13 protein-coding genes are annotated in these 13,760 nt (G+C 39.1%); 11 read left to right on the top strand and 2 right to left on the bottom strand.

The genetic code is table 11. The features are described 5' to 3' along the window. Positions 1 to 27 precede the first annotated feature (27 nt). The 5 genes from AC1RJ8_RS23240 (at position 28) to AC1RJ8_RS23220 (ending at position 5,148) form a co-directional block, all read left to right on the top strand. The gene (locus tag AC1RJ8_RS23240; RefSeq protein ID WP_492956216.1) at positions 28 to 558 is read left to right on the top strand and encodes a superoxide dismutase family protein; all 531 of its coding nucleotides are present in this window, start codon (positions 28 to 30) and stop codon (positions 556 to 558) included. Positions 559 to 760: 202 nt separating this feature from the next. Next, positions 761 to 1,294, top strand: a complete 534-nt coding sequence (locus AC1RJ8_RS23235) for an ExbD/TolR family protein (protein WP_492956217.1) — start codon at positions 761 to 763, stop codon at positions 1,292 to 1,294. Positions 1,295 to 1,600: 306 nt separating this feature from the next. Next, on the top strand, positions 1,601 to 1,807 hold the full coding sequence (locus tag AC1RJ8_RS23230; RefSeq protein ID WP_492956218.1) for a bacteriocin: 207 nt from the start codon (positions 1,601 to 1,603) through the stop codon (positions 1,805 to 1,807). 63 nt (positions 1,808 to 1,870) lie between these two features. Continuing rightward, positions 1,871 to 3,031: an HlyD family secretion protein gene (locus tag AC1RJ8_RS23225; protein ID WP_492956219.1), complete on the top strand. Its 1,161-nt coding sequence runs from the start codon at positions 1,871 to 1,873 to the stop codon at positions 3,029 to 3,031. 5 nt (positions 3,032 to 3,036) lie between these two features. After that, positions 3,037 to 5,148 carry a peptidase domain-containing ABC transporter gene (locus AC1RJ8_RS23220; protein ID WP_492956220.1) on the top strand — a complete coding sequence of 704 codons (2,112 nt, stop codon included), beginning with the start codon at positions 3,037 to 3,039 and terminating at the stop codon, positions 5,146 to 5,148. Between the two features lie 533 nt (positions 5,149 to 5,681). On the opposite strand, the gene metK is transcribed toward AC1RJ8_RS23220, so the two are convergent. After that, on the bottom strand, positions 5,682 to 6,932 hold the full coding sequence (gene metK / locus AC1RJ8_RS23215; protein ID WP_029277640.1) for a methionine adenosyltransferase: 1,251 nt from the start codon (positions 6,930 to 6,932) through the stop codon (positions 5,682 to 5,684). Positions 6,933 to 7,157: 225 nt separating this feature from the next. Here metK and AC1RJ8_RS23210 point away from each other — a divergent pair, with 225 nt between their 5' ends. The 5 genes from AC1RJ8_RS23210 to hisS all read left to right on the top strand — a co-directional run bounded on the left by AC1RJ8_RS23210 (position 7,158) and on the right by hisS (position 10,961). Then, positions 7,158 to 8,039 carry a diacylglycerol/lipid kinase family protein gene (locus AC1RJ8_RS23210; protein ID WP_492956221.1) on the top strand — a complete coding sequence of 294 codons (882 nt, stop codon included), beginning with the start codon at positions 7,158 to 7,160 and terminating at the stop codon, positions 8,037 to 8,039. 108 nt (positions 8,040 to 8,147) lie between these two features. After that, positions 8,148 to 8,498 (top strand): translation initiation factor, encoded by a 351-nt coding sequence (locus AC1RJ8_RS23205; RefSeq protein WP_492956222.1) that lies wholly within the window; start codon positions 8,148 to 8,150, stop codon positions 8,496 to 8,498. Positions 8,499 to 8,618: 120 nt separating this feature from the next. Beyond that, positions 8,619 to 8,819, top strand: a complete 201-nt coding sequence (locus AC1RJ8_RS23200; RefSeq protein ID WP_492956223.1) for a hypothetical protein — start codon at positions 8,619 to 8,621, stop codon at positions 8,817 to 8,819. After that, positions 8,809 to 9,429: a LytR/AlgR family response regulator transcription factor gene (locus AC1RJ8_RS23195; protein ID WP_492956224.1), complete on the top strand. Its 621-nt coding sequence runs from the start codon at positions 8,809 to 8,811 to the stop codon at positions 9,427 to 9,429. The genes AC1RJ8_RS23200 and AC1RJ8_RS23195 overlap by 11 nt, the downstream gene beginning before the upstream one ends. 140 nt (positions 9,430 to 9,569) lie before the next feature. After that, positions 9,570 to 10,961 carry a histidine--tRNA ligase gene (gene hisS, locus AC1RJ8_RS23190; RefSeq protein ID WP_492956225.1) on the top strand — a complete coding sequence of 464 codons (1,392 nt, stop codon included), beginning with the start codon at positions 9,570 to 9,572 and terminating at the stop codon, positions 10,959 to 10,961. 107 nt (positions 10,962 to 11,068) lie between these two features. Here hisS and AC1RJ8_RS23185 read toward each other — a convergent pair whose 3' ends face one another. Next, positions 11,069 to 11,806, bottom strand: coding sequence for a class I SAM-dependent methyltransferase (locus AC1RJ8_RS23185; protein WP_492956226.1), 738 nt, complete (start codon positions 11,804 to 11,806; stop codon positions 11,069 to 11,071). A 167-nt stretch (positions 11,807 to 11,973) separates the two neighbouring features. Here AC1RJ8_RS23185 and AC1RJ8_RS23180 point away from each other — a divergent pair, with 167 nt between their 5' ends. After that, positions 11,974 to 13,281, top strand: coding sequence for an MFS transporter (locus tag AC1RJ8_RS23180; protein ID WP_492956227.1), 1,308 nt, complete (start codon positions 11,974 to 11,976; stop codon positions 13,279 to 13,281). The last annotated feature ends 479 nt before the right edge of the window (positions 13,282 to 13,760 follow it).

The raw sequence follows: 13,760 nt of genomic DNA, 5'->3' as shown, positions 1-13,760 counted from the left end.
TTCTTATGTAAACTAAATTTTTATAAAATGAAAAAATATCTTTTAAGCTTAGCTATTGCAGGCATAGCACTTATCAGTGCTTGTGCCAAAACCGACAAAGAAATTGCCCGGGCCAAATTGACCGAAACAGCAGATAATACGAAAACCATTGGAACAGCAAAGTTTTACGAATTAAGCGATGGAAAAATTAAAATGGACATTGAGATGAATTTTGCTGCGCGTGCAGACAGCAATGTTGCAGTCCACTTTCATGAACATGGCGATTGTGGCAATATGGGCGAAAATACACACGGTCACTGGAATCCAACTAAAGAAGCTCATGGCAAATGGGGTTCTGCCGCTTATCACAGCGGCGACATTGGCAACATCATGTTAGATAATAAAGGCCATGCCACGCTTTCGGTTACTACCGATAGGTGGAGCATTAAAGAAGGCGATATTAAAAACATTATCGGCCGTGGAATTATTGTGCATGGCGGTACCGACGATTATACTACACAACCAACTGGAAACTCAGGCCCACGGGTAGGTTGCGGTGTAATTGAAGCGGTGAAGTAATTATATTAATATGATCGTCATTGCGAGAAGGCTTTTCAGCCGACGAAGCAATCTTAATGCGGTATTCATAAACCCACAGTTATAAGATTGCTTCGTCGTTCCTCCTCGCAATGACGACTTTTCTTAAGCGGTTAAATTTTTTAACTGCTTTTTTTATGCAATTCGATCGGCTTTGTCATCATCATTAAAAACCTAAATTATTATGGCAACATTAAACGAATCTCAAAGCGGCAAGGCTGCAAAAGGAAGAACTAAAAAAGCAACTCCAAGGGTAGATCTCACCGCAATGGTTGATCTGATGTTTTTATTAACTGCATTTTTTATGCTCACCACTTCATTAGGTACTTTAAATGCGGCAGATATTGCCAAACCCATTAAAGACGATGGTGCACATGTTGAACCATATCCCGAATCACGTACAATGACCATCCTGCTCGGCAAAAACAACAAGGCCGTTTGTTACATGGGTACAATAGAAAAGGCAAACATGAAGGTTACCTCGGTAGCTAATATTCAGAAAGAGATCATTGCAAATGAAAAACTGGTTGCTGAAATCCATCAGCATAACCCTTCCAAATACATGATCGTCATTATCAAGCCAGCTAAAACAGCTAATTTCCAGAATTTTGTTGATGTAATTGATGAAATGAAAATTGCCAATATTAAGTCCTATGCCATTGACGATGATCATATTGCAGAAAAGGAGACTGTATTTATGAAAATGAACGGTATCTGATCAAGCTATTTTTTAAAGCAGACTACTTAAAAAACAGCGAATAAAAAGAATATAATGCGATTTGAGGCTAATGAATAAATTGAATATGAAAACTAATACCCTAGTTTTTTAGTAGTGATTGCGTTTTTTGTGTGATGGGGGCAGTTTTTTTGAATTATTAACGAATCGATAGGTTTGTGTTGGATGTTTAATACTACATCCGTATAGCTAATAATGTTACATTCGTCGAAGTGTTTGGCCAAGCATCAGGCGCATCCCGAAAAGCCTTCAAAAGAGTAGGGATCTTAAAACTCAAAAAAATCTAGTATGAAAAGTTTAGAATTAAAAAATCTTGGTGTTAAAGAAATGAACACAACTGAAATGTCACAAGTTGAAGGTGGTGGTATTGTTAACAATACATTAAACGAACTTTTAGCTTCTCTTTCAGGAACTTTAAATGCAGTTGGTGCAGACACTTCAACATTTTTAAACAAAACAGTAACCAATGTTTTGAAACTTGTTTGGAGTCTATAAGCAATTTATTGTATCCGCTATTCAGGTTTTCAGAATAGCGGATGCTTTACGATTTCGACCACTATGGCGCTAACCAGCTACTCTACAGAAAGAATTTCGAATACCGCTCTCGTTTACCGTTCTCAAATTAGTAAATCAAGTCAGTTAATCTATATTGTTGCCGTGGCAGCCATTTTAATTGTTTTGATTGCCCTGCCTTTTGTTAAAATTCCCATTAGTATAAATGGGACGGGCATTTTACAATCTACCATCGAAAAAACAGAGCTTATTGTACCCGTTAATGGGCGGTTAATACAATACAGGCTCACAGATAATAAAAGGCTTAAACAAGGCGATACGCTTTTGGCCATTGATGCCGGTTTACCCAAACAGCAGGATGCGTTGGTAGAAACGCGCAAAACCCAGATTACCCAATTTTTACAGGATATCCGTACGCTGCTCTCTTTTAATGGTGGTTCATCTGATCTGCAAAGCGGTCAGTATGTGGCTTCCTGGCAACAATATGTTCAGGAGTCAAAAAATGCTGGTATTGCAAAAAGACAAGCTGCGAGCAATTTTGCGCGCTACAGTAAGCTCTATCAGAATAAAGTGCTTACACAATCAGAATATGAAAAATACAAATACGAGCTAGAGCAGGCCGAATCGGTTTACTTAATGGTGCGTACTAAATATAAAACCCAATGGCAAACCGAAGCCAATGGTTACCGCAACGAACTGCGTCAGCTTTCTGGGCAGCAGGCAGAACTTAACGAACAGAAAAAACAATATGTATTACGGGCACCAATAGACGGTTCGGTTCAGAACTTAGTTGGGCTGCAACAAGGTGCTTATGTATTTGCCAATCAAAAAGTAGGGGAGGTTTCGCCCGATGCCGGTTTAGCCGCTTACTGTTATATCAACCCTTCAGATATAGGTCTGATCAGAAAAGGACAGGAAGTGCATTTTCAGATCAATGCCTATAATTATAACCAATGGGGTTTGGCAGTAGGTAAAGTAATCGATATTTCGGACGATATTGTTATTTTAAATGGTAACCAGCCTGCTTTTAAGGTAAAGTGTTTAATGGATAAAAATTTTCTGATGCTAAAGAACGGTTACAAAGGATACCTCAAAAAAGGAATGAATTTTACAGCTCGCTTTAAAGTAACCGACCGTAGTTTATATCAACTACTTTACGATAAGGTAGATGATTGGGTTAATCCGAACTTAATCCAAAAAACATAAAAGCAATGAGTACAAAAGTTAAGCAACGAGATATAACAGATTGTGGTGCGGCTTGTCTGGCTTCAATTGCGGCTCATTACAAATTAGATTTGGCGGTTGCCCGCATCAGGCAGCTTGCCGGAACCGATAAAAAAGGTACAACCGTTTTAGGACTTGTAGAAGCGGCCCAAAAATTAGGATTTGATGCGAAAGGTGTTAAGGCACCTTTTGATAGTTTGTTTAAAATACCTACGCCCGCTATAGCACATATCATTGTGAATGATATCCTTCAGCATTATGTTGTGATTTACAAAGTAAACAGTAAGTTTATAGAGGTGATGGACCCTATAGATGGGAAAGTGCACCGTAAAACGCACGATGAATTCAAAAAGGAATGGACTGGTGCTTTAGTCTTATTGTTGCCGTCAGAAAATTTCCAGATCGGCAATGAAAAAAAATCAATCCAGGGGAGATTTTGGAGTTTGATTAAACCGCACAAAGGCATTCTGACGCAAGTTTTATTTGGTGCTATAGTTTATACTGTACTGGGTTTATCAACCTCTATTTTTGTTCAGAAGTTAGTGGATTTTGTACTGGTAGATGGTAACCACAATCTGCTAAACCTGATGAGTATTGCCATGATGGTTATTCTTCTGGTACAGCTGTTTATTGGCTCGGCAAAAACAATTTTTACCTTAAAAACCGGTCAGTTAATCGATTCGCAGCTTATTTTAGGCTACTACAAACACTTGCTCCGTTTGCCACAGCAGTTTTTTGATACCATGCGGGTAGGCGAAATTATTTCGAGGATTAACGACGCCGTAAAAATCAGAACGTTTTTAAATGATGTATGCGTAAATTTTGTAGTCAACATTTTTATTGTTTTCTTCTCGTTCATCATGATGTTTACCTACTACTGGAAACTAGCACTTATTACGCTTACCGTTATCCCGTTGTATCTTATTATTTATGTAATTACCGATAAATTTAACAAACGTACACAACGCAGGTTGATGGAAGATGCTGCAGAGCTCGAATCGCAATTGGTAGAAAGCTTAAACGCGGTAGGTACCATTAAACGTTTTGGCTTAGAAGATCATGCTAATGATAAAACCGAAACCCGTTTCATCAAGTTGCTCCAGGCAGGCTTTAAATCGAATATAAATGCCGTTGTATCAGGAACGTCTACCGAGTTTATTTCACGCATGATTACCATTGTATTGCTTTGGGTGGGGGCAGGTTATGTGTTAAGCAATTCGATTACCCCTGGAGAATTATTATCGTTTTATACGTTGATCGGTTATTTTACAGGGCCAGTGTCCTCTTTAATCGGAATGAATAAAACTGTACAGGATGCTGTTATTGCAGCAGATAGGTTATTTGAAATTATGGATCTGGAGCGCGAAAGTGATGAAAATCAAATTGAATTAAGTGCCGATAAAATTGGAGATATTCATTTCGAAAATGTTTCTTTCCGCTATGGGGCAAGGCTGCCCGTTTTCGATAACCTGAATTTAACCATTCCGCAAGGGAAATTTACGGCCATCGTGGGCGAGAGTGGTTCAGGAAAATCGACCTTAATGTCTATCCTGCAGAATATTTATCCGATACAGGCGGGTAATGTACGCATCGGTAAATATGATCTCAAATACATTACCAATTCGTCGCTCCGTAGAATGGTATCGGTTGTGCCCCAACAGATTGATTTATTTGCTGGTAATGTGATCGACAATATTGCCATTGGCGAAGAAGAGCCTGATATGCAGAGGATTATTGATATTGCCACTAAGCTGGGGTTAATTGGCTTTATTGAGGCTTTGCCTAAGGGCTTTCAGACTTATCTGGGTGAAAATGGTACATCTTTATCAGGCGGTCAAAGGCAACGGATTGCCATTGCAAGGGCTTTATACCGCGATCCGGAAATTCTGATCTTAGATGAAGCTACTTCATCGCTCGATTCGGTTTCGGAACAACATGTACAACGCATGATCGAGCTTTTAAAAGCCGAACAGAAAACCGTAATTGTAATTACGCACCGATCGAGTACGCTGAACAATGCTGATAAAATTATTGTATTAGATAAAGGTTTAGTGGTTGAACAGGGCAGCCACCAGGAACTGAAGTACCATTTGGCCTAGACTCACGAAGTTTATTAGGGTTCGACTGTGTGCAAACTTCGTAAGTTTAGCGGAGGGAGAAAGCCTAAATATTTTATATTGTTTTTTGTAAAGCAATTGCAGTAGCTTTTTTTAATGTTCTCCCTGCTTTTCATTACAAGTCCGCATCCGATGAAAGATCGGGCTTACGGGCTTTCCATTTCAATCAGGTTTGGATAGGTTAGGCATTTGCTACTATTAACGAATCCTGCACAGTTCCAAAATATTTATTTTTAAGCGCATTACCTTTCCCAAGAACCACCAGCCCAGGTTAACTAAACCTGACAGGAGCGAGCACCGAACGCAGAGCGGTAAAGCGTATGGCAGGGCTTTCGAAACCGATGCACTCAGAACCCTGCTTTCCTAAAAAGTGATCAATGATTTTTTTTGGTGGTGTCAGGTGTTACCACCTGACACAAATCTATTCAGTCAGATGGTAACATCTGACTGCACGACAACAAAAAAGGCGTTCTGCATATCTGCAAAACGCCTTTTCTATAAATTTATTTGAAGAATTAAATGCCGAAAGCAGCTTTAACCTGGTCTACGTAATCTAATTTCTCCCAGGTAAACAGATCAACCGTAACTGTTTTTTCTTCACCGTTCGGTGTTCTGAAAGTTTTGGTAACTGTTTCTGGCGTGCGGCCCATGTGCCCATAGGCAGCCGTTTCGCTATAAATTGGGTTTCTTAATTTCAAACGTTGCTCAATAAAGTAAGGACGCATATCGAAAATCGATTCTACAATTTTAGCAATCTCGCCATCGGTTTTTCCTACTTTACCAGTGCCATAAGTATTGATGTAAATACCCATTGGTTTTGCAACACCGATAGCATATGATACCTGAACCAAAATTTCGTCTGCCACACCGGCGGCTACTAAATTTTTAGCGATATGGCGTGTTGCATAAGCCGCACTTCTATCTACTTTACTTGGATCTTTACCAGAGAAAGCACCACCACCATGCGCACCTTTACCCCCGTAAGTATCAACAATAATTTTTCTTCCGGTTAAACCAGTATCACCATGAGGGCCACCAATTACAAATTTACCGGTTGGGTTAATGTGGTATTCAATTTTATCATTAAATAAATGTGCGTAAGCAGGATTACTTTTGATAATTCTTGGGATTAGGATATTCACTAAATCCGTTTTGATTTTAGCCAACATGGTGGCCTCTTCATCAAAATCGTCATGTTGTGTAGAAATTACAATCGCATCAATACGTACTGGTTTATTGTTATCGTCGTACTCTAAAGTAACCTGGCTTTTTGCATCTGGACGTAAATAAGTGATTTCGTTATTTTCGCGGCGCAGAACAGCAAGTTCCTGTAATAATTTATGAGAAAGGTTTAATGCCAAAGGCATATAATCTTCGGTTTCGTTTGTTGCGTAACCAAACATCATACCCTGATCGCCGGCACCTTGTTCTTCTTTGTTGCTTCTATCTACACCTTGATTAATGTCTTGAGATTGCTCATGTATTGCTGATAAAATTCCGCAAGAGTTGGCCTCAAACATATACTCGCTTTTGGTGTAACCAATTTTCTTGATTACATCACGGGCAATCTGTTGTACATCTAAATATGTTTTAGATTTTACCTCACCAGCTAAAATAACCTGACCAGTAGTAACCAAAGTTTCGCAAGCAACCTTTGATTCTGGATCGAACGCTAAGAAGTTATCAATTAATGCATCCGAAATTTGATCGGCGATTTTATCTGGGTGGCCTTCAGAAACAGATTCTGATGTAAATAAATATGACATTTATTAAATAAATTAATGGTAAATAAACAAATTAATACTTGCCAAACCCCTTGGAAACAGGTGTTTAAATGATTGAAAGGAGGCATTAGCAATTTTTTTAAGTGGTTGCAATCCGGTCCCGAGGTGTCGGGATAGCAAATCAATCCACTTTTTTACTGGTGCAAAATTAGCATATTTTCTTTATTTCAAAAATTATAGATTATTTTGTGCATTCATTCTTACACTTTGCACACAAAGATCAATATCCTCTTTATTATAAACCCTATCTCCGGTGGGCGAGGGAAGTTACGCATCCCTGATTTTATTGACCAATATCTGGATAAGGAAAAGTTTAGCCCGAACTTTGTTTTTAGCGAATATGTTGGTCATGCCGGCGAATTAGCAGACGAAGCCGCGACTAAAAATTTCGATGTCATTGTTGCGGCAGGGGGCGATGGCACTATTAACGAGGTGGCCAGTAAGGTGTTAAAACACAAAAAGATTTTGGGGATTTTACCGCTTGGATCAGGAAACGGGCTCGCCAGATTTTTAAGAATATCGAAAAATTTGAGGTATGCACTTTCCCTGATCAATAACTTTAATGTTGATGAGATTGATACGGCCGAGTTTAATAACAAATGTTTTTTTAATCTGGCCGGTATGGGGTTCGATGCCCATTTGAGCGCTGTTTTTTCGAAAGATAAAAAGCGGGGCCTATCAGGCTATGTAAAACTTGGCTTTAAAGAAGTTTTTAACTATAAAGCACAAACTTATTTGCTAAACATTGATGGCGTCGCATATACCAGAAAAGCTTTTGCCATTAGCATAGCCAATTCATCGCAGTATGGCAACGATGTTTATATCGCACCTAATGCATCGGTAAAAGACGGCTTGCTTGATGTTTGCATTATTAAACCTTTTCCGATAATAAAATTGCCATTATTGGGTTATATAATGTTAAGAGGGAAGGCCGAAACATCAGACATGATTGAAATTATTAAAGGCAAAAACATTAAAATTGCCAGAGAAAAAGCGGGTGCCGTGCATGTAGATGGCGAGCCTTTACAAATGGGAACAGAAATCCACGCAATAGTAAATCCGCTCTCGCTCAAAGTAATTGTTCCTTGAGTGTGGCGCTAAGCGTTGACTGTTGAAGGTGATTAGACCATGAACCATCAAACTATCGACCATGGACTATTGACTAATGAACCAATGGCCAATGAACTTTTATAAAACATGAAACCAAAGAAAAATAGTTTAAGTGATCTTGGCGGAATTATGTATTCTACCAATCCAGAATTCGAATACGAAGAAGAAGTTGATGATACCGTTACTTCGCCAAATAACCAGCAGGATTTAAGGGTAATGCTCGATAAAAAGAATCGTGGTGGCAAAGCGGTAACGTTAATTACAGGCTTTAGAGGCCGCTCTGAAGATTTAGATGTACTAGGCAAAATGCTTAAAACCAAATGTGGTGTAGGCGGCTCTGTTAAAGATGGCGAAATCATGATCCAGGGCGATGTGCGCGATAAAGTAATGGGTATCCTGCAGAAAGATGGCTATAAAGTAAAAAAGGCCGGGGGCTAGACTCTCGTAAAATACTAAAATTCTACCCACTAATACTAATTGTATACCAGTGTATACTCAATGTTGATTTTTAAATGGATAACGCGAGACTACCTTCGTTGAACATTTAAATCAATCAACATGAAACAGTTATTATTTTTACTCTTTTTTATCATCGCTTTTGGCTTACGAGTGGCGCATGCAGAATTTTTAAATCTTGGTGCGGCAGAGATAATAATACTTTTGGTCGTGGGCTTTTTTGCTGTGACCTTCGTTATAGGTTTTATTTTTTTATGTTTATACTTAATTAGAAGTATTAAGCCAGCTAAAAATGAAAAATAAGATAATCTTTGGGTTGGTTTTTATCCTCGCTTATGGTATTCATATTGCCTATGCCGATTTTCTAAATATGGGTAGTGCAGAAATAATTATGCTCTTGGTAGCAGGCCTTATCTTTTTCGGGTTTTTTGGTGGCATTTTTATGCTGGTCTACTTTTTGATTAAAAAAAACCGAAGTACTTCATCAAACGCTGCTCCGAATACAGTCGCCATAAACTTTGCCCCTCCACTAGCTTACCAAAACGCTACAATTGAGGAAAGAATCGACAAAAAGGAAGTGGTTAAAGGAAATATCAGGATAGCGCTGCCACAGCAGAATGAAATCAGGTATGTAAATACCGAAGAAATCATCAGATGCGAAGCGGATAACAATTATACCAACTTCTTTTTTAGCGACGGCGATCAGCTGCTGATTTCGAAATCATTAAAGGAATATTCCGATCTGCTCAAACCCCACGGTTTTGTGCGGGCACACCAAAGCCATCTGGTTAACCCGAAATTTGTAAAAAGCTGGCTCAAGGAAGATGGTGGAACACTTTTGATGGATAGTGGCGATAAAATTCCGGTGAGTAAACCAAATCGGGAATTGGTGAAAGAGGTGTTGGGGAAGTAATGGGTGCGATGATCGTCAATGCTGAGGTACGAAGCAATCCTAATGCACACGAAAATAACGATCGTAAGATTGCTTCGTCGTTCCTTCTCGCAATGACGAAATTTTATTTTTAAACCTTACATTTTTGTACTTTTGCGGCTATGTCAGTTATTAAACCCTCATTAGCAAAAGGTACCCGCGATTTTTCGCCGGTTGAAATGGTAAAACGCAACTTTATTTACGATACCATTAAAACCGTTTTTAGGAAATATGGTTATGCCGAAATCCAGACACCAAGTTTCGAAAATCTTTCTACTTTAACCGGAAAGTATGGCGATGAAGGCGATAAACTGATTTTTAAAATCTTAAACAGTGGTGAATTTCTTAAAGATCCAAAAAAGAAATCTTTCGATTTTGCAGATGAAGATAATAGCAATAAACTAATTCCGCTAATCTCTGAAAAAGCCTTGCGTTACGATTTAACAGTGCCATTTGCGCGTTATGTAGTGATGCACCAGCACGAGATCACCTTGCCTTTTAAACGTTTTCAGGTTCAACCCGTTTGGCGTGCAGACAAGCCACAAAAAGGCAGGTACCGTGAGTTTTATCAGTGTGATGTGGATGTGGTGGGATCTGAAAGTTTATTGAACGAAGCTGAATTTATTTTAATCTACAATGAAGCGTTGAGCAAACTGGGTTTGAAAGATTTCAGCGTAAAAATCAACAACAGAAAAATTTTATCGGGTATTGCCGAGATTATCGGTAAACCAGATTTAATTATAGATATGACCGTAGCCATCGATAAATTGGACAAAATCGGATTAGATGGTGTAAGTAAAGAATTGTTAGAACGTGGTTTTACCGAAGCTGATTTAGAAAAACTTCGCCCGGTAATTTTGTTGGAAGGCACCAACGAGGAAAAACTGGCTAGCTTGAAAGATGTTTTAGCGCAGTCAGAAACAGGTTTAAAAGGTATTACAGAAATTGAACAGGTTTTTGAATATGTAGAAAGCCTGGTTGCTTATGGTTTACCATTAACGGCCAAATTAGAGTTGGATATTACTTTAGCCCGTGGATTAAATTATTATACCGGCTGTATTTTCGAAGTTAAAACCAACGAAGTGGCCATGGGGAGCATTGGTGGCGGGGGGCGTTACGACGACTTAACTGGCATGTTCGGTTTAAAAGATTTAACCGGAGTTGGTGTTTCTTTTGGTGCCGATCGCATTTACGACGTATTGGAAGAGCTGAACCTTTTCCCTGCCTCAGCAGAAGTTGGTACAAAAGTGTTGATCAGCAATTTTGATGCAGAAGCTGAAAAATATGCTTTGCCAATTGTTCAGCAATTCAGAAATGCAGGTATTTCCGCAGAGTTATATCCAAGTTCGGCGAAACTTAAAAAACAAATGGCCTATGCTGATGCCAAGAACATCCCTTACGTCATTTTAATCGGTGGGGATGAAATTGCTAGCGGAGAACTTACATTAAAAGATATGCAAAGCGGTGAGCAGAAAAAACTGACTGTTTTAGGTATTCTGGAATTACTGAAATAACGTCGGTTTTCGCCGCAAAGTACACAAAGGTTTTCGCAAAGAAATGCAGAGGTTCGGTTAGGTAACTGGCTTTGTGTACTTTGCGCTTGCCTTCTTTACCTTTGCGGTTAAGCTAATCTCCCAGTCCGCAATAAAACCGGGAAATGAACAGCTTTCTCAGCATCATCTCCCCAGGCTTCTTTTAGCTCGGTAAACATATACTCTAATGGGTTGCGTTCATTCGCCTTTTTATAATGCTGCAAAGAAGACCAGGTATTTAAATAGCCAATCAGTTGGTTAAAATTCCAGGTGGTTTTAATCTGAAAATGAGGAGCAATGATTTCTTCAAAAGGAAAGGGGATGGTTTTATAACCTTCTTCAATGTAACGGCGTTCACTGTCCCAATATTTACCCAAAATATCTTCGTAAAGTTTATGTACAGCTTTATCTACTTTTTTATCGATAAACATTAAGCCATAACCAATCACCGCGAAAAGTCCATCGGGTTTTAGTGTTCTTTTTACCTCGGCATAAAATGCCTCGAAATTAAACCAATGGATGGCCTGGGCTACGGTAATTAAATCGAAACTGGCATTACCCACCGATGTTTGCTCCGCTGGTTCCACTTTGTAAGTAATATTAGGCAGCTGCAATGCATTTTTTAATTGATTCTCGCTGATATCCGTTGCATAAACGGCATCGAAATGCTGGGCCAATACACGCGCAACCTGACCATTCCCCGTGGCGCAATCCCAGGCGATTTCTTTGTTTTTTATTAGGCTAAACAGATAATCGTACAGTTCCTGCGGATAAGTTGGCCGATAAATAGCGTAATCGGCAGATTGGGTAGAAAAATTATCTTTCATTTTATTAATGGTTGAGTGTTGAATGAGAGCAGGAGCGAATGCTGTCAGAATGAAAACAACTCCGCGCTTTCTTTATAAAATTATCATATTTTTGATTAACAAGTGGGGTTGATTTAAGTTTAATTCAATCATCCAAAATTCTCTCATTCAATCAATAATTTAATAACATGGATAAAAGCGCTGATACTATCCGCCAGAACGAAATTAAAGATGTAGAATATCGGTTAAAATCTATATTTGGTGGTTCGGTGGGTAATCTTGTGGAGTGGTACGATTGGTATACTTACTCTGCTTTTGCACTTTATTTTTCTCCTGCTTTTTTCCCCAATAGTAATCCAACTGCACAGTTATTAGATACCGCAGGGATTTTTGCAGTAGGCTTTTTAATGCGGCCTATCGGTGGCTGGCTGTTTGGTAGCATTGCCGATAAGCTAGGACGAAAAAGGTCGATGACACTTTCTGTACTCATTATGGCGATAGGGTCGTTAATTATCGGATTAACGCCAGGTTATAAACAGATCGGCATAGCAGCTCCCTTATTACTGATCTTTGCAAGGCTGATCCAGGGCCTGAGTACTGGCGGCGAATATGGAACTTCTGCTACTTACCTCAGCGAAATGGCTACCAAAAAACACCGTGGATTTTATTCAAGCTTTCAGTATGTAACCTTAATCGGCGGACAGCTATTGGCTCTGGGCATTCAATTAATTTTACAAAACTGGATGCTTACGCCTGCCGAACTGCACGAATGGGGCTGGCGGATTCCATTTTTTATCGGGGCAATACTTTCTTTCATCGCTTTGTATTTAAGGAGACATATCGATGAAACCAACGCTTTTAAAAGCAAAAATTCAGCTGATAAAAAAGGTGGCATTGCCGTACTGATGAAATATCCAAAGGAAGTTTTTACTGTAGTAGGCTTAACTTTAGGCGGAACGATTGCCTTTTATACGTTTAGCACTTATATGCAGAAATTTTTGGTTAATACGGTTCACCTGAGTAAAGAAACCTCTACAACCTTATCATTCGTTTCATTGTTGGTTTTTGCCGTTATGCAGCCGCTGTTCGGCCTATTATCTGATAAAATTGGGCGTAAACCTTTATTAATTGGTTTTGGTGTGCTTGGTACTTTATGTACCTATCCCATTTTAACTGGTTTGGCTGGAGAAACCAATACGACTATCATATTCTTGCTGATGATTGGCGCCTTAATTATTGTTAGCGGTTATACGAGCATTAATGCCGTAGTTAAGGCAGAACTGTTCCCTGCCGAAATCAGGGCTTTGGGTGTGGGTTTACCTTATGCTTTAACCGTTGCCATTTTCGGTGGAACGGCAGAATATTTTGCATTATGGTTTAAGAATATCGGTCACGAAAATTATTTCTACTGGTATGTAACCGGATGTATTTTAATCTCGCTGATTTTATATACTACTATGAAAGATACGAAGCATCACTCCAAGATTGAGGATTAGACTTTTCGTGCCGTCTGCCTTAAATAGTCCTCGTTTGTAACGAGGATTATCGAGATCTGCATTTGTAATGCGGATAAGAAAAAAAATGGCGATAAAATCGCGTTTCTCCTCCGTCCTCGTTGCAAAGTAGGATGATATAACTTTGTGTTACAACATCTTCCGTGTCAATCCGTGTTTCCGTGGCAAAATGCTGTTGCTATATTGAAATAAACCCGACAGTAGCGAAAATCCTTTTTGTTGCTCCTTCGATAAACTCAGGAAGACAGCACAAAATGATTGTAGCGAATGGCGGGGCTAAAGGAACCGAAGCACACTAAGCCCTGCTTTACTTATAATAAAAAGCATTGTCATCCTGAGTTTTAATTTATTACATAAATCAGTAGTTTAAAGATCTCTCCGCTCCGCGTTGCTTCGGTCGTATTCTAGGTTTACCACAATTGCAAATTTATTTTAAGAAAAACTCTTTTTTTGGAGTTTTT

It is taken from the genome of Pedobacter sp. GW822-FHT03F06 (genome assembly GCF_058801365.1).
The sequence above is the reverse complement of the archived record's forward strand: the minus strand, read 5'-3'. Positions and strand labels throughout refer to the sequence as shown.

Coding starts and splice junctions, on each gene's coding strand:
- AC1RJ8_RS23195 (WP_492956224.1), top strand. CDS start 8,809: ATGAAAAATAAGATAATCTTTGGGTTGGTTTTTATCCTCGCTTATGGT.
- AC1RJ8_RS23240 (WP_492956216.1), top strand. CDS start 28: ATGAAAAAATATCTTTTAAGCTTAGCTATTGCAGGCATAGCACTTATC.
- AC1RJ8_RS23230 (WP_492956218.1), top strand. CDS start 1,601: ATGAAAAGTTTAGAATTAAAAAATCTTGGTGTTAAAGAAATGAACACA.
- metK (WP_029277640.1), bottom strand. CDS start 6,932: ATGTCATATTTATTTACATCAGAATCTGTTTCTGAAGGCCACCCAGAT.
- hisS (WP_492956225.1), top strand. CDS start 9,570: ATGTCAGTTATTAAACCCTCATTAGCAAAAGGTACCCGCGATTTTTCG.
- AC1RJ8_RS23185 (WP_492956226.1), bottom strand. CDS start 11,806: ATGAAAGATAATTTTTCTACCCAATCTGCCGATTACGCTATTTATCGG.
- AC1RJ8_RS23235 (WP_492956217.1), top strand. CDS start 761: ATGGCAACATTAAACGAATCTCAAAGCGGCAAGGCTGCAAAAGGAAGA.
- AC1RJ8_RS23225 (WP_492956219.1), top strand. CDS start 1,871: ATGGCGCTAACCAGCTACTCTACAGAAAGAATTTCGAATACCGCTCTC.
- AC1RJ8_RS23205 (WP_492956222.1), top strand. CDS start 8,148: ATGAAACCAAAGAAAAATAGTTTAAGTGATCTTGGCGGAATTATGTAT.
- AC1RJ8_RS23180 (WP_492956227.1), top strand. CDS start 11,974: ATGGATAAAAGCGCTGATACTATCCGCCAGAACGAAATTAAAGATGTA.
- AC1RJ8_RS23200 (WP_492956223.1), top strand. CDS start 8,619: ATGAAACAGTTATTATTTTTACTCTTTTTTATCATCGCTTTTGGCTTA.
- AC1RJ8_RS23220 (WP_492956220.1), top strand. CDS start 3,037: ATGAGTACAAAAGTTAAGCAACGAGATATAACAGATTGTGGTGCGGCT.